Raw genomic sequence first — 21574 nt, 5'->3', positions numbered from 1 at the left:
CTGTAAACAAGGAAGCTCTGCATACCCTGATGTCGAAAAATTGTTGCCGCATCTTTCGAAGATGATGTATGTCGTCATACCATAACGTCGAAAAATGACGCAAAGGGGAGGATCACAGGATGATGAAGGCAGTGGCAACGCGTTTGCTCGCGCGCACAGGGCTGGTAGGGATCATGGTGGCAGGGGCGGCCTCGGGACTGCACGCGCAGGAAACAGGCAATCCTTCAGACGCGCCGAGACCAGACGACAACGTCATCCTCGTCACCGCACAGAAGCGGTCGCAGGATGTGCTCGACGTCGGCATCAGCATTTCGGTGGTGAATGCCGAGGCCATCGCCGCCCGGCGGATTGAGTCCGCTACTGAAATCGTCGCCTTCACACCCAATGTCTCAGTAAAGGAAAACGTGCCGGGCCTGGTGCCGGTCATCACCATCCGCGGGGTCGGCCTCAACGATTTCAGTGCGACCAACAATCCCAGCGCCGGGGTCTATGTCGACGAGGTTTCGCTCAGTTCGTTGGCGCTGATGAACTTTGATCTGTTCGACTTGGAGCGGATGGAGGTACTCAAGGGGCCGCAGGGCACCCTCTATGGCCGCAACACTACGGCAGGCGCGCTCAATGTGGTCAGCGCACGCCCCGATACCCGGGCCGTTCGCGCGCGGGTCAGCGCCAGCCTTGCAAATTACGATACGAAAGATTTCGAGGCGATGATCAACCTGCCGCTGTCGGATGCCACCGCACTGCGGTTGGCCGGCAAGGCGATCATCCAGGACGAAGGCTTCTACTTCAACGAAGCGACAGGCCGCGACATTGGCCGCCGGGAGGTCTTTCTCGGCCGCGCCCAGTTGCTGCTCGAGCCGTCCGATGCCATTGAAGCATTGTTCAAGGCCGAGATCCAGCGCGGTCGATCCGAGATCGGGCAGCCGGAATTCTTCGGCCTTGCGCCGCCGGTGCCGGCCGAACCGGGCCTCGTCTGTCCGGGCTCGCCGCGCTGCACCGATTTCTTCGGCTATCGTGACACGGATGGCGATCCATTCCGCGGCAGCTGGTCGGTCGATCCCACCTACGATGTCAACCAGCTCAACCTGACGGCACGGATCTCTGCCGATCTCGGCTTTGCGGAGCTGACGTCGGTGACGGGCTATATCGACTTTGACCGCGTGTGGGGCATCGATGTTGATGCCACCCCGCTGCGACAGACCGATTTCGTTACCGCCGACAATGTCGAGCAGTTCTCGCAGGAGTTGCGCCTTGCGGGCGAGGCCGAGGATGTCAACTGGCTGGTCGGTGGGTTCTATTCCTGGGACCGGGTGCAATCGACTTACGATGGCGACTTGCGCGACTTGTTCAACACCACGACCTTTACGTTCTCCGATCAGGAAACCGAAACCGCCGCCGCATTCGCTAATGGCGAATGGCGCCTGACCGACAATCTCGATCTCATCACTGGCGCCCGCTACACTTGGGAGCGCCGCAGCAATGTCGGCGGCACACGCGATCTGGTGTCGCAGGCTCCCGGCAGCGCTCTGACAGGTGCTCCGTTCGGGACCCCGCCAATCCCGCTGGCAGTGGTCAATGACACCATCAGCGACCGCAACTGGTCCTACAAGCTCGGCCTCAACTGGAGCATCGACGCCGACACTCTCGCCTATGCCAGCATCTCGCAAGGGGTAAAAAGCGGCGGCTTCTTTGCGGGCGTGGCGACCAATTCGGGGCAGCTCATTCCCTACGAGCCCGAGCGGCTCGTATCCTACGAGGCGGGGATCAAAGGGCGGCTCGACGCGCTCAATGCGGTCTACGCTGTCAGCGCCTTCTACTACGACTACAACAACGTCCAGACCTTCATCCGCGACACGGTGGGGAATTTGCCAATCCAGCGGTTGGGCAATGTCGACAAGGCCGAGATCTACGGGATCGACGGGGAACTGACATTCCGCCCCTCCTTTCTGCCCGGGCTGGACTGGGCGGTGGGTGTCGGTCTTCTCGAAAGCGAGCTTGGCGCCTTCGCTTCTTCGGGCGGAGCAGTGCCGGCCGGGAACCGTCTCCCCGACGCACCGACATTCAGCTTCAACACCCTTGTCGGCTACGAGTTCGATCTGAGCAGCGATTTCGCGATGCGCTTTGCCGTCGATGGCCGCTATCAGGGTCTGACCTTTAAGGACGGGCTCAACGATCCGCTAATTGCAGCCGATGCCTTCTGGGTCTTGAATGGGCGCATTTCTTTGATGCGAACAGATGGCTGGGACTTCTCGCTGTGGGGCAAGAACATCGCTGACGAACGCTATGTGACGCAGGGGATCAACCAGCTTGCGCTCGGCACCGGCAACCGCGTCTATGGTGCGCCGCGCACCTGGGGCGTCAGCATTGCCAAGACGTTCTGATCCGATGGCGGCGATCACGATCAACGGCACCTGCGCGCCTGGTTTTGAACCGGTTGCGCAGGCTTTCGCCGCCAACTTCACCGAACGCGGTGAGGTTGGAGCGGCATTCTGCGTGTTCGCGCAGGGCGAGGCGGTTGTCGACATCTGGGGCGGTCTTGCTGATCCGAACGAGGCGCGCGCCTGGAAGCACGATACCCTCGTCAACGTATGGTCGACCACCAAGGGGCTGACGGGAATTGCGCTTGCAATGTTGGTCGATCGCGGGCGCGCGGCTTACGATGACAAGATCGCCGACATCTGGCCGGAATTCGCGGCGCACGGCAAGGCAGAGGTTACAATCGCGCAGCTGCTGTCGCACCAGGTCGGGCTGACCGGTTTTCGCGACCCGGTTAGCATGGAAGCCTTCTATGATCCGGAAGAAGCGGCAGACCGCCTGGCGCAGGCCGAGCCTTTCTGGGCTCCGGGCACGCAGGCGGGGTATCATGCCATATCCATCGGCTTTCTGGCGGATGGGCTGTTTCGCCGGATCGAAGGCCGCTCGGTGAGGCAGTTCTTTACCGAGGAATTTGCCGCATATGACATCCATCTCGGACTGCCGGACGCGCAATGGCATCGCCATGCTCCAGTGATCGCACCGCCGGCCATGTCGTCCGAGGCGCTGGCGATGGAACTCAATTCAGCGCAGATCGCCGCCCTCGCCAATCCACCGCTCGATCCGCTGATCGCCAATGACCCTGCTTGGCAGCAGGCGCAGATCCCGTCCGCGAACGGCTTTGCCACCGCACGGGGTATCGCCCGTCTCTACGACAGCTTCATCGCAGCGCGCAGCGACCCCGAGCGCACGCTCGTAAGCGCAAGGACTTTCGAGGCAGCGACCGCTGTCAGGTTCGAGGGAACCGACAGTGTGCTGGGCGAGCCAGCGCGCTGGGCATGCGGGTTCCTTCGCAACTCCAACGGAGCCTACGGTCCCGACGAAAGCGCTTTCGGCCATTCGGGATGGGGCGGCTCGTTCGGTTTCGCAGATCCCGAGCGAGGCTGGGCCGTGGCCTACACCATGAACCGGATGGGCTCCGATCTCATCGGCGACCCGCGAAACCTCGCGCTTGTTGATGCCCTGTATAAGACGGCTGTCCGCAAGTAGAGCGCCACAGATTGCCGACAGTCCGCTGCAATATGCCTAATCGACAGCTTTTGACAGGGCCGGACATTCATTTCGGCTGACGTGAACGACCGAATCTGGTCGAGAGCTGCCGGTGTTGGCGCAGTATCGGTCGCGCGCCATCAACCATCTCGCCTTATCTTTCCGACGAGGCCGGCTCACTACTCGATTGCTCCTGTCATGTCGTTGAATCGTGGGTGACAAAACGCGGCCTGCGATGATAACCTTACAAGGCTAATGGGTTAGGGGAACACGCATGGGGCAGCCGAGCAAGGCGCATAGTCTAGCACTTATTCTGTTGGCCGCCGCAAGTTCTATGGGATCCGTGCTATCGGCGCAGACGATACCAGTCCGCGCCGAGCCGGTGACCGAGACCATACACGGCATCACCATCACCGACGAATACCGCTGGATGGAGGACGCTGCCAACCGCGACGAGCTGCTTGCCTTCGTCGAGGCCGAGAACGCCCGCACCCGTGCAATGCTCGATGCCCTGCCCGAGCGCGCGTGGTTCGCGCGGCGGCTGGGCGAGGTCTCCTCCAGCCTCGAACGCGTCGGCGGCTACAAGCAGTGCGGCGATACCGCGCTGTTCCTCCGCAGCCGCGAGGGTGACCGCCTGCCCAAGCTCACCATCCGCGATGCCGCGGGCGAGCGGGCGTTCCTCGATCCGGCGGTAGTGACCGGCGATCCGCTGGCCGCCTTCGGGGCCTATGAATTCGCCCCCGATTGCCGCCGCGTCTCGATCCACGTGTCGAGCGGCGGATCGGAGGCGGGCAAGGTGCTGCTGCTCGACATCACCACCGGTCAGCAGATCGGCCCCGCGATCGAGCGCATCTGGGGCGAGTTCACCGTGAGCTTCATCGGGCCGGACAAGGTGCTCTACACCCAGATGGCCGTCCCTGCGGAAGGGGTCGATCCGATCATCGGGATGACCGCCTATGTCGCCCCCGTCACCGGCGGCAGCGCGACACAGGTGCTGGGCAACGGGATGGAGGTGCCGCCCGAGAACTTCCCGATCATCCTCGCGCCGGCGGGCGAGCCCTTCGCGCTCGGCGCTGCCGCGGGCGCGCGGGCCGATAACGAGTTCTGGATCGCACCCGCCGCCAGCCTTCAGGCCGGAACCCCGCAATGGCGCAAGGTCGGGGCGCTCGAGGACAAGGCCATGCTCGCCGCCACCCGCGGGCACGCGCTGTTCGTGCAAACCACGAGGACCAATCCGCTCGGCACCCTGCTGCGCTATCCGCTGGGAGCGGACGGCACGCCAGGCGCGTCCGAGGTGGTGTTCGAAGGCTCGCCCGAAAGCCTGCTGCGCGCGTTCCAGACCACCGCCGACGGGGTCTATGTCGCCGCCAGCCGGGACGGCGCGGGCCAGCTGTTCTTCCTGCCGGACGGACGCGGCCCCGCACAGCAGGTGGCCCTGCCGTTCGAAGGCACGATCCTCAACATCCAGAGCGATGCCGACGGCAAGGGCACGAGCCTGATCATGGTCGGCTGGACGCACGGCACCACCGTGTTCCGGCTCAATGGCATCAAGGTCACCCCCGCCGGCATTGCCGCCGAGGTGTGGGACGGCGCGCAGGGCATGGCGGTGACCCGCGCAGAGGCCGTCAGCAAGGATGGCACCCGCGTGCCGATGGTGGTGCTGCGCCGCAAGGGCGCGAGCGGGCGCGCGCCGACGATCGTCGAAGGCTACGGCGGCTATGCCACCGACAATGTCGAGCCGGTCTATCTGCGCGACCAGATGGCGTGGCTCGACAAGGGCGGCGCCTTCGCCTTCTGTGGCACCCGCGGCGGGGGCGAGCGCGGGCGCGAGTGGTACGAGGGCGGGCGCGGGCCCAACAAGCCGCGCGGGATGGAAGACCTCGCCGCCTGTGCCGAGACGCTCAACGCGATGGGCATTGCGCCCGAACGCGGCCCGCTGGTGACCGGCGCAAGCATGGGCGGCACGCTCGTACCCACCGCCACGCTGCGCCATCCGCACGCCTTCGGGGCGATGATCACGCGGGTCGGGATCGTCAATCCGGAGCGCATCGGCGCGGCCGAGAACGGCGCCAACCAGTTCGCCGAGATCGGCGATCCGTCCGATCCACAGCAGTTCCGCGATCTCGTGGCGATGGATGCCTATCACATGATCACCGCCAGCCCTGCGCCGCCGCCGCCGACGCTGATGGTGATTGGCCTCAACGATCGTCGGGTCTCACCGTGGATGACCGCCAAGTGGGTCGCCCGCGCCCGCGCCAAGTGGCCCGATGCGCCGATCTGGCTGCGGGGCGATATGCAAGCCGGGCACGGGGTCGGCACCGCCGAGGACGTGCGCACGGCGCAGGCGGCCGACGTCTATGCCTTTGCGTGGGAGCAGCAATCGCGGTGAATTGGTCCTTCAGGGTGGCTAGGTGTCGCTATTAAGTCCAGAAAGCCGACAAGCGGGTTCCGGCGCAACCTGACGTTCATAACGATGATCAGGAGCAACTGGGTCTGGGTCGACAGCTGACAAGGAACAACTCGGACCGCGAAGGGCGGCTAGGCGCGGGCAATATCTTGCATCGTCGGGCGGGCGCTGTATTAGCAAGCCGCGGTCACGACCCGGAGCGTGTGGAGGGGGTCGACGGCCCGTCAGGTTGATCTGGCCCCCTCTTCGTAGTGCGCGCGCAGAGGGCTTGGCGCTCATCAGCCGGGAGCCGTCACGGCTCAAATCAGACCGCCAAGGGCGGCTCTACCCCACTTCTGGAAAATTCCTGCCATTCAGAAAGCGACCCCGTTTCAGACGTTCGATTTCGACCTGCGACTTCCCGAAAGCGGCCACGTGGTCATGGGGCCCGGAACAGCTGAAATTGGGACGAAGCCGTCGTTCCCTTTCGAACGGTTAGGCGACAGGTTCTCTGCCAAAACACGACACTGGAATGTCGCCCAGCTATGCTCGTACCATGACCGCAACTGGGCTGGCAGCTGGATGGCGGGTTCAGTGAGGCGAAATGTGGAAAGCTGCGGTCCGATTTGCCCTAGGCAACGGCAGTTCCCGACCAGATCAGAAGGTTCGCTGCTGACATCCGAACGTACTGATCTGCCACCTCAGAGAACGAAGTGTGATGACGCCAGCAACAACAGCGGGTCCAACCGAATCACGAAATCGCCAACACCATCGCCGTTCACATCTCCGGTGACAAAAGTATCACCGCCCGATTGGTAAAAGCGAAGCTGGCCCGCTGCGTTTGAGAATTCTGCTGTACCGATGAAGGTAAACGCCTGATTTCCAGCAACGTTGGCATTGGCATCGATGGCACTGAGCGAAATTCTGTCGCCTTGTGACGTCGAGAAGTCGGTGATGAAATCGATGTTGCCCAGTCCGCTGTCGCTGAGGTTCTGGAATGTGAAGGTGTCTGCGCCTGTACCGCCCGTGAGCCGGTCAGCGCCGGCCCCACCGATAATCACGTCGTTGTTGTTGCCACCGTCGATCCGGTCGACGCCGGCTCCGCCGTTCAACGTATCATTACCAGCCAACCCATTGATCACGTCATCGCCCGTGCCGCCGGTCAGCGTGTTGCCTGCCGATGTACCCGTAAGGGTGATGCCATCGACGACATCGAGAATGCCTATGGAGAAGGTCTGGCTGTCACTCAATTCGCCGTCGCTGACATTGACGATCACCTGATAGTTATTGTCGGCCCCTACATCACCCGGCGCTTCGAAGTTGGGCGCTGTGATAAACGAAAGTTGTCCGGTAACAGTATTGATTGCAAACCTCGCCGCATCGGCACCGCCGCCGATGCTGTAGGTCAGCACCGATCCATCAGGATCGCTGGCGGATATAGCTGCTACGGGAATGGTATTCTCGCTGAGCTGGAAGTTCACAACGTTCAGGCCACCGAACGACGAGATCACTGGTGCCTCGTTTACGTTACCTACCGTAATGGCAAGCGTCTGGCTGCCCAAGAGCGCGCCATCGCTGGCGGTGACGATGACGTCATAGATGTTGTTGGCGTCAGCATCGTCAGGGACCTCGAAGTTTGGTGCCGAGACGAAACTGAGCACCCCGCTGGCGGAATTGATGGCAAAGCGGCGTGCATCGGCGCCGCCGGTGATGGCGTAGGTCAGTGCGTCGCCATCGATGTCGGTGCCAATCACCAAGCCAACTGTAATGCTGTCTTCGGTTACTGTCCTGGCCGACGCCGAGATAATCTGCGGCGCTTCATTGGTGTTGCTCACTGCCACAATTACGCTTTGAAGCGTGTCGGACGCACCATCGCTGGCGCTTATGTTCACTTCGAACAGGTTGTCACCATTGGCATCGCCTGCTGCTTCAAAGTCGGGTGCCGTGACGAAAGAAAGCGCGCCAGTATTGGCATCGACCGCGAACATCGCCGCATCGGCACCGCCCGCGATTGCAAACGTGATGGGCGAACCTTCAGGGTCAACCGCTGCGACATTGCCAATGGCAGTGAAGTTCTCGCTAAGCACGAAGGAGGGCGCAGATGTGATGACAACGGCCTCGTTGACGTCGGCCACAGACACAGACAACGTGTGGGCCGTGGTGTTGACCCCATCGGTAGCAGTGACAACTATTTCGTAGAGATTGTCCCCATTGCCATCGGCTGGCGCTTCGTGATCGGGTGCCATGGTGAACGACAGCGCACCGCTTGCGGCATCGATTGAGAACAGCGAGGCGTCGGCGCCGCCACTGATGGCATAGGCTAGCGTGGCTCCTTCGGGATCGATGGCGGCCACAAAGCTAATCGCGCTTGCGTTTTCCACCGCGTCGATGCTTGCGCCCGATGTGAACACAGGCGCTTCGTCAGACAGGGTCACAGCAACTGTCAGCGCCTGTGAGGCGGACAAGCTGCCATCATTTACGGTGATTTCGATATCGTAGAGATTGTCGGCATCGTCATCGGCCGGCGCTTCAAAATCGGGTGCAGCAAGGAAGCTGAGAGCGCCTGTTTGTGCATTGATGGCAAACAGTGCTGCATCTGCGCCGCCCGACACGCTGAAGACGAGTGCCTGCCCGTCTACGTCGGTGGCCAAGATGGTTCCTGCGGCAAGCTGGCCTTCAAGCACCGAGAGCGTAGCCAAAGGCGCTAGCACTGGCGCTTCATTTACGTTGCCGACCGTAATGGACAATGCCTGCGTATCGGCGGTCGAACCGTCGCTGGCCTGCACGACCACATCGTAGACATTGTTGCCATCGGCATCTCCGGCAATGTCGTGATCCGGGGCCGCAGCAAAGCTCAAAACGCCGGTTGCTGCGTCGATCGTGAACTTTTCAGCATCGCTGCCACCGGCAATCGCATAGCTGCGCGGCGTACCTTCCTGGTCACTGGCGACGACCGTGGTGACGGCGGTGGTGTTCTCCAACACCTGAAGGCTGGCACTCGCAGCCCCGCCATCAGACACGATAACAGGCGTTTCGTTGATGTTGCCTACGACGACCGTCAGCGTCTGCGTGGCCGAAAGTGTGCCATCGCTTGCCCGCACGATGACCTGATAGCTGTTGTCGGCATTAGCATCACCAGGCGCTTCAAAATCGGGGGCCTGCACAAACGCCAACGCGCCGGATACGGCATTGATGGTGAAGCGGACGGCATCGGTTCCGCCGGTAATGGAATAGGTCTGCGCGGTGCCATCTGGATCGCTGGCGGTAACCGTGGTCACGGCCAGTGTGTTTTCGGCCAGCGTGATGGTGGTGTTGCCAAGGTTGGAGGTGATCGTCGGCGCCTCGTTCACGTTCGTCACGCCAACCAGCAGGGTCTGGCTGTCGCTCAACGTGCCATCGCTTGCGCGCACGATGACCTCATAGACATTGTCGCCGTTGGCGTCGGTCGGGCTTTCGTGGTTCGGCGCAGTGACAAAGCGCAGGGCGCCACTCGTCGAAACGATCGAGAAGCGCGCGGCATCGGCCCCGCCGATGATCGAGTAGGTCCGCGCGGTGCCTTCGGGATCGCTGGCCACCATGGTGGTTACAGTCGTACCGTTCTCCGCCACCGACACGCTGGCGATGTCCCCTCCGCCGTTCGAGGAGATGATCGGCGCTTCATTGACGTTGGTGATCGTGATGGCCAGCGCGCGTGTGCTCGTTTCGCCGCCGCTGCTGGCACTGACAGTCACGTTGTAGATACGGTTTGCACCGCTGTCGTTCGGAGCCTCGAAATTGGGAGCGGCCAAAAAGCTCAGCGCACCGGTCTGTGAATCGACCGCAAAGCGTGCCGCATCAAGCCCACCACTGATGGCGTAGGTGATCGGCAGATTTCCGGGAGCAACTGCTGCCAGCGCGCCAACCGCAAGCGTGTTTTCAGCGACGCTGTAACTTGCTGGAGAAGAAAACTCGGGCGAATCGAACACGTTCGATACGGTAACATTTACCGTCTGCGAGGCGCTCAACACGCCATCGCTGGCCCGCACGATCACCTGGTAGATGTTGTCGGCATTGCTATCGCTCGGCGCTTCGAAATTGGGCGAGGCGACGAAGGAAAGCTGGCCGGTCTGGGCATTGATGGCGAAGCGCGCAGCATCCAGACCGCCCGTGATCGAGAACGCCAGCGGCACGCCATCGGGGTCTGCGGCAACCAGCGTGCCCGCAAGCACCGTGTTTTCCTGAACCGTAAGGGCAGCAGGCGAGGAAATGATCGGCGTTTCGTTGACGTTGCTGATGTTGACCGAAATGGCCTGCGTATCGGCCAGCGCGCCATCGCTCGCCTGCACGATTACGTCATAAATGTTGTCGCCATTGGCATCGATGGGGGCTTCGAAATTGGGAGCGCTGGTGAGTGTCAAGACGCCACTGCTGGCAGTGATGGCGAACCGTGCGGCATCTGCGCCGCCAACGATCGAATAGGTGCGCGCCGTGCCTTCCGGGTCAGTCGAGGCGATCATGCCGACATAAGTCGAGCCTTCACTGAGCGCGATGGTTGCCGTGCTGCCGCCACCGTTGGAGGTGATGACCGGCGCTTCGTTAATGTTGGTGATCGTGATTGCCAGAGCCTGCGTGTCCGTGACGATCCCGTCGCTCGCTGAAACGATGACGTCATAGACGCGGTTAAGGCCGGAATCGTTCGGGGATTCGAAACTGGGCGCAGCAACAAAGGCCAGAGCGCCGGTTGCGGCATTGATCGTGAACCTTGCTGCGTCCACTCCACCGCTGATCGCGTAAGTGACCGCAGACCCCGCATAATCGACAGCGGTAACGGTCGTCACGGCAGTCAGGTTTTCGGTCATGCTGATCGCTGCCGAAGCGCCACCACCATTCGAGACGATTGCCGTGCCTTCAACGACATTGTTGATGGCGACCGAAATGGTCTGCTCGACCGAGATCATGCCGTTGGCGTCCTCGGCCCTAACCGTGACGACGTAGACGTTGTTTGCGTCGGCATCGCCCGGCGCTTCGAAATCGCGCGCGGAAATCAGGCTGAGCGCGCCGGTCTGGGAATTAAGCGCAAATCGTGCCGCGTCAGCTCCACCTGCGATGGTGAAGTAGACTGCGTCTCCTTCGAGATCGGCGGCGGCCAGGGTCGTCACGGCAACGGTGTTTTCGTTGATCGAGAAAGCCAGCGGTGAAGTGATGACCGGCGCATCATTCATGTCGGTCAGTTGGATCGCCAAAGCCTGGCTATCTGACGTGATGCCATTGCTGGCAGTCACGACCACATCATATACGTTGTCGGCCCCTGCATCGGTCGGTGCCTCGAAATCCGGCAACACAGCGAAGCGAAGCAGACCGGTCGAGGCATCGATGGTGAACTGAGCCGCGTCGGCACCGCCGGTGATGGCATACAGGACAGCAGGGCTGCCCTGCGGAGCCTGTGCCGTGACAAATGCCACGGCGGTGTCGCCTTCAACGCCATTGGTGGTTGCCGAAGCACCGCCTCCGGCCGACGTGATTGTAACTTCGCTCGGCGGCGTGCCCGGTTCGTTCAGAACGAAAATCTGGCTGCGGATCTGATCATTGTCTTTCCCGGCTACGCTCAGGTCGGTCCAAGTGATCGCAAAGCTGCCATTATCGAGCGCGACCACACTGGGCAGGATCTGGTCTCCTGCCAGTGTCGTGTTCGCCAGCTGCGCCGATCCGATCGGCGCGCCTGCGGCGTCATAGGCTTGAAAATAAATGCCTGTCCCCGAACCGTCGGAAAGCGCACCAGCATTGCCGACCCAAGTCAGCACGAAACCGCCGGTGCTCAGCGCCGTCAGTTCCGGCCCGACCTGCGTGCCGGAAAAGCCCGCAGCAACGGCAATCTCAGCCCCGACAGGAACACCTGACGCAGTGAAAACCTGGATACGGTGTAGCGAGCCCTCGTACCAGGCCACCGCAAAATCACCATTCGTCAGTGCAGTTACCGATGATTCAACAGATCCGGCATTGGGGCCTGCCAACGAATTGACGGTGAATTCTCCACCAACCTTGCTGTTGGTAGCATCGAATATCTGCGCCTTGATCAGCCACGAACTGGTAGACCGGTCGGTCCAGGTGACGACGAACCCGCCACCGGCAAGCGGAGCGACCGAGGCATCTGCCTGATTACCGCTGGTGGTGGTGTTGACCAGAACATCTGCGATCACGGCGTTTCCGGCCTGATCGAAGGTAGATACACGAATGCCCGAACCGGACGTGTCGGCACCGCTGGTGCGGCTGTCGCTCCACACAACGGCAAAGCCACCGCTGGCAAGCCCCGTCGATGCCATGGCCGATGCGAATGATGTGCCGAGGGAAAGGGTCGATCCGATCTGGACGCCGGTATCGTCAAAGATGGCGGCCCGCGGCAGCCCGCCATACGTCACAACGAAGCCGCCATTGGCAAGCGCAGTGATCGTGGGGCTGATCGCACCATTAAGCGGACCGAACAGAGTCAACTCCGAACCGGAAGCGCTGCCATCGGCATTGAACATCTGCGCCCTGACAAACCGGTTGGCCGTTGTGCTGAAGTCAGCGTCAATCCACGTGACGATGAAATCGCCATTGGCAAGCCGTGTCACGTCCGATTGCGCTTGTGACCTCGCATATGTTGAATTCACGACAATCTCGCCACTCGAACGCACATATACAGCCATGAATGCTACCCCATTATTCAGAACGTTGCACGGCTACAGCAGTGACATTTAGGATCAGTTAAAACACCCAACTTGGCGAAATTTTCCAGCGCTTTGCTGACTGGCCGCTTCGCGACATCTCATCGGCCACTTCTGTTTGGAGCCGACGGTTAGGGTGGCTGATTTCAACGACCGGGTTTGGTCGAGAGGCGACGCATTACTAGGCCGGGATCAACGGCAGCTTTCGCGTTCTGTCACCCGAAAGCGGTCAGGCAGCTTACCACCCACCTCCTGCCATGAGCGGGGCCGATGCACGGTCCCGAAAGCGGCATGGCGGCTTTCGCGGTGGTTTGGCCAAAAGCGGACCTTCTGCAAACGACCCCTTTGCTGACTCCTGCGTTCCGCGCTATTTTGCCATCATGAAGTTCTATGCAACCCTCTTCGGACTGGCTCTTTCCGGATGCGCGACATCACAGAGCCTATCATTGGCTTCCCGTGATTTATCGCCGGGCTATCCGGTATTCGTGAATGCCGATCAACGACAATGCATCTTTCAAGTTCAAGACATGATTTTGAAAAGCCCGAGCCTTTCGGATTGGATGATGCAGCTCCCAAGCAAATCGAGGCAAATCGATCTGGTAACTGCCGGCGAGCATCATGCGTGTGTTGAGCGCGCGGCAAAGATCGTGCGTTCTGCAGGATTCACGAACGTTATTCTGCGTCGAATGGGCGACGTCGAACACCCGTCTGGGCTTCCTCCGATCTAAAGGCGTTTGGCCGGAATCCACCCAAAAGCTGCCCTGCCGCTTTCAAAGTTTGCTAGAAGGCTACGAATGATCGTTCATGGGTGGTTTACAGGTGTAGTCGCTACGCTATGGGTTTAAACTGGATGAAACAGCTGTCTTGAAAATTCTCGATAATCCCGGCTCATGCGTGCTTAAATCAGAAATACAGACTGATACCGGTAAGGAGAAGTCGAGCGAAATGGGCTGGCGGCTAGTTAGCTAGGCTTCCGCAGGCACGGTCGGGGTCGAGTTTCATCGCTGTGCGGATCAACCGGTCTAGCCTTCCGCGAAAGCGGCGTTCGTAGCGCGAGAGCCGCACAAGTTCCTCTACCCGCTGGCCAAGGACCCTCAGATCAGACAGCTTGTCTGCCAGAATTAGGTCGATACCGTTGTTGGAATCCTCGATGAGGACGCTAACCCTGCGCAGACGAACAAGCGCCTGGTGCGCCTCCCGAATAAGCAGATTCGCATTCCAAACTCCCCCTCCCAGATTGCGGAGGTGATCGAGCAATGCGATATCGCCCTTGCTCAACACCCGCGCGTCAAATTCAATGGGCGAGAAGAGACCATGCTTGCGCGCATTGCGCGCCGATTTGGCCTTTCCTGACAGGCTGACTGGGCCCCTGCTGCGTGCGCCGTTGGCCTGGCTTGCGCGAACGGCTGCCTCGGTGCGACGGCGTGCCATCTAACTTACGCCTCCCTGCCAGATGGGGCGTCCGATCCGCCCTCTTCGTCTAACACCACCACTGCCTCAAGTTCATGAGAGTCGCATACGACCGGCAGCGCACCCCGCTGCTTGGCGTCGATCAGCATGATAAGGTGCTGGGCGTGAAGCCGGCGCCGCCGCTCGAACTGATTGATTACGCGATCACGCTCACGCACCTCGGCATGTTCCAGACCCTGGAGCCGCTGAAGGAGTTCGATGTCAGACGGCGTGACCCGCCCCAACAACCAGGCAAACTCGGGGTTGTCGAGGATGTCGTCGGTCTCGAACCGCTTGCCCATTGCGTTGTAGGTCTCAAGAACCCGCCGTTCCTCTCGCGTGAGAGGAAATGGGCAAGGGAACTCTTCATCTTCGCGAACATGTTTCGCCTTGTCGAGCTCAGAAAGCACGTCTTTCACGAGCCTGTTCTGCAACCCTGCAACCTGTGCACGGATGCCGTCGATCCGTACCCAACGGTAAGCGATGTCTTCGACCCACCGCTTTTCGATGAGGCCCTGCGGGGCCAGTTCCCGGGTGAGTTCGTCACGCAGCCATGCCTCACGATCAATATGCTGACCCGGCAGCGACAGACGCGAGCCAGCCGCGGTGGGCGGAACAATGGTGGTCTTAGTCTTGGTAGTCATTGAAGCTCCTATGGTATCAGGAGCACCAATCATGTTGTCACGACCTAGATAGGGCCAAGACTGACTTGCAAACGTCGTTGAGCGACTGCGAGCTAGGCTTGGAGACCCCCGGCTGACCACTGCGCACAGATCTTATGTCAGCCTTCTGCATCCCCGCAACCGTCATTTTCTGACTGTCGCAATGAGTTCTGAGCCTAGGGCACAGGGTACGATCCTGCGATGGAGCTCCAAAGAACAAAGAGTGAACATAACTTCGACTCCGCGGTCCAAAAACTGCAAAACGAACCTGAGCGTACATCCGCATGTCTCGCGCTCGCCCACTCGAAGCTTGCCCCAGCAAAGGTCGTGACAGCATGGTCAGGATGACGCAGGAGGGCCGACAGGGCCACCCTCGCGCGATAACCTAAGTTGGCGCAAAAGTAGCGTCAGCGTGAATGCGATAAAAAAGCTGGCGCCCAAGCGACGCTGCGCTCTTTGCACCAAGCTTGAAAAAGCTGGAGGTGGTCGCGGTAGCCGCTCAAGGTCATTTCAGCGTATGCGCCTTGGCAACGCTTGAGAATTCGATCTATGTCCATTTCGCTCATCAACCTCCGGTTATGAGCCTTGACGCTCTTAAAGGAATAGCGCCAGTGATCTCTGGAGCTCAAATAAAGGCAGCGCGTGGCTTATTGACGGTCACCTCACGCGAATTCGCCGCAACCGCTGGTGTCAGCTGGGCGACAATCAAGCGCTTTGAGCTATGTGCAGGTATCCCTCAATCACGAGCCGGAACACTCGAGCGCGTTAAGTCGGCGCTTGAAGCGGCCGGCATCGAGTTTATCGGCGACCCCATCGCCTCACCCGGCGTGCGTTTGCGCCGGGACCGTGCCAAATAATGAAAAGACCCCTGCAATGCCGCTAGAACGCCTCTTCCAAATCCTGTTCTGGGGTGCACTCGCTTTTGCCTTCGTCATGGCGAGCCTGCCGCAGCCGCCAGCGATCCCTGGGAATCCGGGCGACAAGGTTCTGCACGTCCTGGCCTTTCTGGTGCTGGCGGGCCTAGCTGCCTTTGCCTACCCGCGTGTGCGGCTCGTGATGATCTTTCTCGGCCTTGCGCTATTTGGCGCAGCGATTGAGCTGGTGCAGGCGATCCCCAACATCGGCCGCGAGCCGAGCTTGATGGATTGGCTGGCCGACCTGACCGCCGCGGGCGCCGTCCTGCTCTTCGTCGGCGCGGTGCGGTTCATCCGCCGAGCAAGATAGCGATTTCGATCGCGAGCGAAGCCAACGTGCGCTGTCGCCACCGGCGGAGCTCGTCGTTGCCTGTCCGGTATCAGGTGCGAGCCGTGCCGAGCGTGACATCCGAAACTGGGTGGTTTTCAGCTACCACGCCAGTCACTGGTCATCGATCCGTTCGTGGGAGGGCCATGACTTTATAGAACGCGCAATCCTGATGAGTGCTCGCCCTAATCCGAACTCCAGACCGACATAGGCAAGCAGTAGGAGCAGCACCACGCCGCCTCCTAGCAGCTCCGCTGTATGGTCCCTCGGAGTGCCCAACCCTGCGACAAGTGTCTCTCCAAAGCTTCTGCCGTCGTTCACTAAGACCGCCCAACCAGTTGATGCGTCAAAGCCGCATTCTGCCCCAAGCTCCAATTGACCGCTATGGGGTCGTTTGCGGAATGTCGGCTTTTTGGCCCAGGTGTGGCGATAGTTGGCTGACTGCTTTCGGGCTCGCGGCTGATCGCAACGAACAACTGAAAATGGGTGGCATGCGGAAGTGCACCTATTGGCCAGCACAGTAAATCTTGAAGATTAAAGCTTCTTTGCTTTAACCATTACCGTGGATTTTGCTCGGTTTGTGCATCGGATACACTAGCTTCGCTCTGTGGCGCTGGCGTGGCTTCCCCTGCGGAGTAAATCTCCATACTCAGAAAGCCTGCACCCGCACCTATCAATCCGATAGCCAATTGCGTTTGCACCTTCGATTTTTTCAGAGCTGGCTGCCTTCGACTCAAATTCTCGATCAACATTACGTTACCGCTGACCGAAGTCATTGCTGCTATTGCGAAAGCAGCGACCGTCAACCAAACTGTCGGCGGAGAGTCACGCAACAAACTTCCGATCAAAGTCACTGACAAGCCTGCGGCTGCGATTGCAACCGTGGCAAGCTGATCAAACATTTTCGACTGGAGTTCGTATGGAAGGTCCGCAGAGACATCCTCCACCTTTTCCATTTGGTCTGGCTCTATCGTTTTACGCCGGTCGAATAGACGTGTCATAAAGCTCCTTTCGACCAGTCTGCCTCGCAAATGAATGACCGTGAGAGTTTCCGCAATGGGGTCGCTCCTTGAATTTCAGCATTTGGCAAAAATCCCGTGCAAGCTGCCTGTCCGCTATCGGGAACTGTCAAGAACACCGGGAACGGCCGCAACTGGGTGAGAAGCTGCCATTCCGGGGTGAGACCCGTATATCGGATTGGCCAGGCTTGAGACATCGAACTCTCGTACCATGCTCCGGCAACGTGACGTGAAGGCGTCTGTCTCAGGGTAATGGCTCGCAGTGCGAAGCATTGTGACAATCCAAGATTTTGTGCGATAACGCCCGAGCATCATCCCCAAGGCCGCCGAAGCGCACACGTGAACCAGACTTGGCACCAGTCCCTGTTCGCCAGCACGTGGTCGCGAAATTTACCGCGCGATGTTCAGTCCGAAATCATGGCTGCGGCGAGCTCGCACCGGCTCGAGCAGGACGCCGAAGTCATTCGGCAGGGTGCGCCGTTCTCGGGGCTGATCTGCCTGCTCACTGGTGAGATGCATGTGATCGGAACTGCACGCTGCGGCGACGAATTACTGATGGGCGTGCTTCGACCAAATGACTGGACCGGGTTTCTGGCCGCGCTAGATCAGGGCTGCTACGCCTTCTCGGTGCGAGCGATGACAGAATGCCGCGTGGCCAGGTTGGACGCGGCGGCAACGCAGCGAATCTTCGAAAGAGATTTGGCAAGGTTCAAGCTGCTGCTGGCGCCTGAACTGGTAGTCTCGCGCGGGACATATCACTATTTCGTCGAGACTTCCTACCGGCCGCCAATGCTCCGGTTAGCAGAGCGGATGATCGGGCTGGGCCGCTGGCCCTATTCCGTTGCGACTGGCGAGGCTTCGCGGCTTGAGAAGATATCCCAGACCGATCTTGCCAATGCCACGCGCCTGTCGCGCCAGACGATCAATGTGTGCCTCGGCAGGCTGGCCGAACAGGGCATTGTCAAAGTCGGTTATCGCACAGTGGAGGTGATCGATCTGCATCGCCTCGGCCTGATTGCAACGGGTGACTTGGTGCTGGAATAATTCCGCACCATTTGTCGTTTTCCCGACAATCTCCTCGGCAATGCGGGCTATTTTCCGCTGCCGGAGGGGAGTCATTCAAGTATGGATCATCCGGCCGGAGAGGTTTGTTCACGATGAGTGCGCCTGCACCACGTTCGGCTTTGCTGGCCAGTGTATGCAGCAATGCAGCTTAGCCGGGCAGCGAGCGTGGAGATGGTGATGCGATCACTTATCTTATTGGCATGCGCATTGTCGCTACTTGTCCCGTTGCACCAGGCAGTCTTGGTCGCGCAGGAGCCAGGGACAATCCTCGCGCAGGAGCCGATGGCTAGCGCACCGGCCGGGGGCACGGCTTGGCGCATCCGCTACCTCACCGGCGGGCGCGACGGGGTCGCACGTCAAGAAGCAACGGCAGTGATCATGGCTCCCGCCGATACGACAGATCGTGCACCGCGCGGAGTTGTCGCTTGGACACACGGCACCTGGGGGGTCGCCAGCAAATGCGCGCCTTCGCAGGGCCCGCGGTTTTTTGAGGTGACCCCAGCCGTCAGCGCAGTTGCGATGGGTTATGTGGTGGTCGCGCCGGATTATCCCGGTCTCGGCACGGATGCGACGCACCCCTACCTGATCGGGCAACCAACCGGACAATCCGTGATCGACGCGGTTCGTGCTGCGCGCGCCATGCCAGCCGCCAGCGCTGGCCCCCGCTATGTGGTGTGGGGCGAGAGTCAGGGCGGGCACGCCGCGCTGTGGACGGCGATGATCGCTTCAGCCGCACCAGAGCTTGAACTCATCGGTGTGGCAGCTGGCGCTCCGCCGACTGATCTTGCGGCCAATTTTCGCGAGGCGAGCGATCCAAATGCCCGCGCCTTCCTGACAGCGCTGACCGCCGATAGCTGGTCGCGATACTTCGACATGCCGCTGGATATTGGCAGGCGCAGGACGCCCGGGATCATTCGCAAGCTGGCGAGCAATTGTATCTCCTCGACAGCAACACCGCGTCTGGGCGCGCTGGTCGGAATGATCGCGCTGCGCAGCGACCTGAAGAACGACGATTTCACCGCGCGCGCACCGTGGTCGCAGGTCATGGCTGAAAACTCAGTAAGCCCGAGCTTCTCAGTGCCGCTGTTGCTGGCCCAAACTCGGGAAGACCCGCTGGTATCGCCCGAGGTGACGCGGAGCTTCGCGCGCAAGGCGTGCATGCGGGGCCTGAAAGTTCGCTGGATCGACCTGCCAGGCAAGGATCACGCCACCACCGCCAGCCAAAGCGCCTATGCCACGCCACAATGGATCGAAGACCGCTTTGCCGGTGCACCACCACCCGATGATTGCAATGCACTTCGTTAGCGCGCGACCCCGCACAATCTTTCGAGGAGTAGATAAAGATGAACAACGATTTCCCGATTGCCACCGCGCTAGCGCTTGCCGGACTCGTCGCGGCTTGCGCTCCGGCTGCACAGGACGATGCTGATACAAATGAGATCGTTGGCCCAGCGCCGACAGCCACAGCCGCTCCTGCTGCCGCCATGAGCCACGCCGAATGGGCCGGCAAATGGGTCGGCGTAGAAGGCATGTTTGTCGAAATCACGCCAAGCGCAAATGGCGGCTATTCGCTCACAATGCAGTCGGACCTCGACACTGTGGGTACCTACCGTGGCACCGACACAGAAAGCGGCATCGCCTTTGAACGCGGCGGCCAGCAGCTGCTGCTCAGGGCAGCGACAGGGGACGAGACGGGTCTCAAATACTTAGCGGGCAAATCGAACTGCCTGATGGTTGCTGAAGGGGAAGGCTACTGCCGCGATTGAGCAGCATTTGAAGGAGAATGGGAGCATGAACGCGATTGCAAAACGTGCGGCCTTGGCCGCAATTCCGCTGTTGGCCGGTGCCGCCCTCGTCAGCGCCGATGCTGGACTTGCACAAGACGACAAGATGGCCCGCCCGGGCGGCGAAGCCACGATTTACCGCGATGCCGACTATCGCGGCCCAGCCGTGTACGTCGGCGAAGCGAAGGCCAATTTGGGCCTTGCCTGGCCCGTCAATTCAATCCGCGTCAAAAGCGGCACCTGGGAGCTGTGTGAACGTCCCAATTTCCAGGGCACATGCCGCACCTATGATCGCAACACACCAGTCTTGCTATCGCGTTCGAGCGGACTGACGATCCAGTCGATGCGGCCATCTGTGCCGAGCGGCGGCAGCTTTATCGGTGTCGAGGCACGCGATAAGGTCACGACCGGCACTTTCGCCGAGTTCCACACCGAACCTGCTGCAAGGGGCTACCGCATCCCAGCCTGCCCGGTGGGCCGCGTCACGGCCAATTGCGCCGCGAGGACTGCCGACAATTATTGCCGGACGATCGGCTGGAACGGCTCGGCGCGGGAGCACATGCAGACAGTTGGCCGGGTCGTGTTCTTGGCAGACGTGCTGTGTGTCAAATCGAACTACTGAAGGGGGACAAGCACATGCGAATTTTCACTACGACACTCGCAGCGACGGGAGCGGTTCTGCTTTCGGGCTGCATGACCGCGCAGCCGGCGAACCTTGGCACTACCTACGAATGTGATCGCGGAACAAGGCTCCAAGTGAGCTATCTGCGTGAAGGCGCCCTCGTACGCGTCAATGGCGCACGTGCCATCCCCTTCCGCGAAACGCCGAGCAACGCAGGAAGCATCTATGAAAGCGCGGGCAATCGGCTCGCACGAAACGGAAACACCGTCACTTGGAACACTGCCGCCCGTTCGGCGCCGGAAACCTGCCGCGCCATCAACACGATCCAGTGAGGTTTGCAGGGGCAATCCTGGCTACCTTCGAAAATGAGAGCGGCAATTGAACGAAGCGCAATGGCCGCTCTCAAACGAGACCTCTGCATTTTGCCCCCTCATTCGAACATCGACTAAGGCGCACACTGTTCCGCCAATGCAACGATGTCCGCTAAAGGCTCGTTTGCCGATAGTCCGCTTTCACCGCCGGTGAGGCGATAGAGGCCCGTCAGCTTACAAGGTCGCGGTTGATCGCGACGAATGACTGTGTCTGGGTGGTCAGCTCGCTGACCACATGTGTGAAGGGTGGAACCCGGCCCTACCGAACGTCCAATCGCTCGGTGGACCGGTCCAAAGATTGGTGAAAACCCTATCCGGGGATGTGGATCCCGCACAGTTTATTGCCGTCAGGATCGCGCACGTAGGTCAGGTAGATCGTACCCATCGCAGACTCCCGCGGGCCGGGTGCGTCTTCGATTGACGTTCCGCCGTTGGCAACGGCCACATCATGAAATTGCCGAACTTGTTCGGGCGAATTACACGAGAAAGCAACCGTAGCCCCGTTCGCCACGGTGGCAGGTTCATCGTTGATCGGCTGAGTGACGATGAAGTTTGTTCCGCCCGGGTTCGGGTAGAAGAGGCGCATATGCCCGCTGCCGGCAATATTGTTCATCGGCTCTGGCATTCCCAGAACACCCAGAACCGCGTTGTAGAACTGCCGCGACCGCTCGATGTCGTTGGAGCCTACCATTGTGTGGAACAGCAATCTCTTTCTCCCTATCGCTTCGCGGACGCTTGTGGAGGCAGTGGGAGTTCAGAGCAAGCGGCG

The 21574-nt window shown here is 60.5% G+C and carries 16 protein-coding genes; 11 read left to right on the top strand and 5 right to left on the bottom strand.

The window, feature by feature from the left end; genetic code table 11:
• Nucleotides 1-119 precede the first annotated feature (119 nt).
• From GVM20_RS00185 to GVM20_RS00175, 3 genes are all read left to right on the top strand, one after another.
• Nucleotides 120-2381, top strand: coding sequence for a TonB-dependent receptor (locus GVM20_RS00185; RefSeq protein WP_166545293.1), 2262 nt, complete (start codon nucleotides 120-122; stop codon nucleotides 2379-2381).
• 4 nt (nucleotides 2382-2385) lie between these two features.
• Nucleotides 2386-3522 carry a serine hydrolase domain-containing protein gene (locus GVM20_RS00180; RefSeq protein WP_166545292.1) on the top strand — a complete coding sequence of 379 codons (1137 nt, stop codon included), beginning with the start codon at nucleotides 2386-2388 and terminating at the stop codon, nucleotides 3520-3522.
• Between the two features lie 382 nt (nucleotides 3523-3904).
• The gene (locus GVM20_RS00175; RefSeq protein ID WP_353653078.1) at nucleotides 3905-5911 is read left to right on the top strand and encodes a prolyl oligopeptidase family serine peptidase; all 2007 of its coding nucleotides are present in this window, start codon (nucleotides 3905-3907) and stop codon (nucleotides 5909-5911) included.
• Nucleotides 5912-6609: 698 nt separating this feature from the next.
• Here the strand turns inward: GVM20_RS00175 and GVM20_RS00170 are convergent.
• The gene (locus GVM20_RS00170; protein WP_166545290.1) at nucleotides 6610-12573 is read right to left on the bottom strand and encodes a hypothetical protein; all 5964 of its coding nucleotides are present in this window, start codon (nucleotides 12571-12573) and stop codon (nucleotides 6610-6612) included.
• Nucleotides 12574-12848: 275 nt separating this feature from the next.
• Between GVM20_RS00170 and GVM20_RS00165 the strand changes: the two genes are divergently transcribed.
• Nucleotides 12849-13319: a hypothetical protein gene (locus GVM20_RS00165; protein WP_166545289.1), complete on the top strand. Its 471-nt coding sequence runs from the start codon at nucleotides 12849-12851 to the stop codon at nucleotides 13317-13319.
• Between the two features lie 229 nt (nucleotides 13320-13548).
• Here the strand turns inward: GVM20_RS00165 and GVM20_RS00160 are convergent, their stop codons facing one another.
• Both GVM20_RS00160 and GVM20_RS00155 read right to left on the bottom strand, forming a co-directional pair.
• Nucleotides 13549-14022 carry a hypothetical protein gene (locus GVM20_RS00160; RefSeq protein ID WP_166545288.1) on the bottom strand — a complete coding sequence of 158 codons (474 nt, stop codon included), beginning with the start codon at nucleotides 14020-14022 and terminating at the stop codon, nucleotides 13549-13551.
• Nucleotides 14023-14027: 5 nt separating this feature from the next.
• Nucleotides 14028-14684 carry a hypothetical protein gene (locus GVM20_RS00155; protein WP_166545287.1) on the bottom strand — a complete coding sequence of 219 codons (657 nt, stop codon included), beginning with the start codon at nucleotides 14682-14684 and terminating at the stop codon, nucleotides 14028-14030.
• 485 nt (nucleotides 14685-15169) lie between these two features.
• Here GVM20_RS00155 and GVM20_RS16195 point away from each other — a divergent pair, with 485 nt between their 5' ends.
• Both GVM20_RS16195 and GVM20_RS00145 read left to right on the top strand, forming a co-directional pair.
• The gene (locus tag GVM20_RS16195; RefSeq protein WP_199799374.1) at nucleotides 15170-15559 is read left to right on the top strand and encodes a hypothetical protein; all 390 of its coding nucleotides are present in this window, start codon (nucleotides 15170-15172) and stop codon (nucleotides 15557-15559) included.
• 76 nt (nucleotides 15560-15635) lie between these two features.
• A complete protein-coding gene (locus GVM20_RS00145; RefSeq protein ID WP_166545286.1) occupies nucleotides 15636-15926 on the top strand; it encodes a VanZ family protein in 291 nt (96 codons plus the stop codon).
• Between the two features lie 575 nt (nucleotides 15927-16501).
• On the opposite strand, the gene GVM20_RS00140 is transcribed toward GVM20_RS00145, so the two are convergent.
• Nucleotides 16502-16945: a hypothetical protein gene (locus tag GVM20_RS00140; RefSeq protein ID WP_166545285.1), complete on the bottom strand. Its 444-nt coding sequence runs from the start codon at nucleotides 16943-16945 to the stop codon at nucleotides 16502-16504.
• Nucleotides 16946-17302: 357 nt separating this feature from the next.
• On the opposite strand from GVM20_RS00140, the gene GVM20_RS00135 reads away from it, so the two are divergent.
• From GVM20_RS00135 to GVM20_RS00115, 5 genes are all read left to right on the top strand, one after another.
• Nucleotides 17303-18007: a Crp/Fnr family transcriptional regulator gene (locus tag GVM20_RS00135; RefSeq protein WP_166545284.1), complete on the top strand. Its 705-nt coding sequence runs from the start codon at nucleotides 17303-17305 to the stop codon at nucleotides 18005-18007.
• Between the two features lie 303 nt (nucleotides 18008-18310).
• Nucleotides 18311-19333 carry an alpha/beta fold hydrolase gene (locus tag GVM20_RS00130; RefSeq protein WP_166545283.1) on the top strand — a complete coding sequence of 341 codons (1023 nt, stop codon included), beginning with the start codon at nucleotides 18311-18313 and terminating at the stop codon, nucleotides 19331-19333.
• Between the two features lie 38 nt (nucleotides 19334-19371).
• A complete protein-coding gene (locus tag GVM20_RS00125) occupies nucleotides 19372-19794 on the top strand; it encodes a hypothetical protein (RefSeq protein WP_166545282.1) in 423 nt (140 codons plus the stop codon).
• A 25-nt stretch (nucleotides 19795-19819) separates the two neighbouring features.
• Entirely contained in the window at nucleotides 19820-20434 is a 615-nt protein-coding gene (locus GVM20_RS00120) for a beta/gamma crystallin-related protein (protein WP_166545281.1), read from the top strand.
• 71 nt (nucleotides 20435-20505) lie between these two features.
• Nucleotides 20506-20766, top strand: a complete 261-nt coding sequence (locus GVM20_RS00115; protein ID WP_166545280.1) for an MliC family protein — start codon at nucleotides 20506-20508, stop codon at nucleotides 20764-20766.
• Nucleotides 20767-21115: 349 nt separating this feature from the next.
• Here GVM20_RS00115 and GVM20_RS00110 read toward each other — a convergent pair whose 3' ends face one another.
• Nucleotides 21116-21511 (bottom strand): VOC family protein, encoded by a 396-nt coding sequence (locus tag GVM20_RS00110; protein ID WP_166545279.1) that lies wholly within the window; start codon nucleotides 21509-21511, stop codon nucleotides 21116-21118.
• Nucleotides 21512-21574: the final 63 nt, after the last annotated feature.

The sequence above is a fragment of the Porphyrobacter sp. SLTP genome, assembly GCF_009905735.1.
In the GTDB taxonomy this organism is placed as follows: Bacteria; Pseudomonadota; Alphaproteobacteria; order Sphingomonadales; family Sphingomonadaceae; genus Erythrobacter.
The sequence above is the reverse complement of the archived record's forward strand: the minus strand, read 5'-3'. Positions and strand labels throughout refer to the sequence as shown.

Bases quoted from the DNA above. Each gene is read 5' to 3' on its own strand.
- GVM20_RS00155 (WP_166545287.1), bottom strand. From the start codon at position 14,684: ATGACTACCAAGACTAAGACCACCATTGTTCCGCCCACCGCGGCTGGC.
- GVM20_RS00185 (WP_166545293.1), top strand. From the start codon at position 120: ATGATGAAGGCAGTGGCAACGCGTTTGCTCGCGCGCACAGGGCTGGTA.
- GVM20_RS00130 (WP_166545283.1), top strand. From the start codon at position 18,311: ATGGCTAGCGCACCGGCCGGGGGCACGGCTTGGCGCATCCGCTACCTC.
- GVM20_RS00165 (WP_166545289.1), top strand. From the start codon at position 12,849: ATGAGCGGGGCCGATGCACGGTCCCGAAAGCGGCATGGCGGCTTTCGC.
- GVM20_RS00145 (WP_166545286.1), top strand. From the start codon at position 15,636: ATGGCGAGCCTGCCGCAGCCGCCAGCGATCCCTGGGAATCCGGGCGAC.
- GVM20_RS00120 (WP_166545281.1), top strand. From the start codon at position 19,820: ATGAACGCGATTGCAAAACGTGCGGCCTTGGCCGCAATTCCGCTGTTG.
- GVM20_RS00170 (WP_166545290.1), bottom strand. From the start codon at position 12,573: ATGGCTGTATATGTGCGTTCGAGTGGCGAGATTGTCGTGAATTCAACA.
- GVM20_RS00180 (WP_166545292.1), top strand. From the start codon at position 2,386: ATGGCGGCGATCACGATCAACGGCACCTGCGCGCCTGGTTTTGAACCG.
- GVM20_RS00125 (WP_166545282.1), top strand. From the start codon at position 19,372: ATGAACAACGATTTCCCGATTGCCACCGCGCTAGCGCTTGCCGGACTC.
- GVM20_RS00160 (WP_166545288.1), bottom strand. From the start codon at position 14,022: ATGGCACGCCGTCGCACCGAGGCAGCCGTTCGCGCAAGCCAGGCCAAC.
- GVM20_RS00115 (WP_166545280.1), top strand. From the start codon at position 20,506: ATGACCGCGCAGCCGGCGAACCTTGGCACTACCTACGAATGTGATCGC.
- GVM20_RS00140 (WP_166545285.1), bottom strand. From the start codon at position 16,945: ATGACACGTCTATTCGACCGGCGTAAAACGATAGAGCCAGACCAAATG.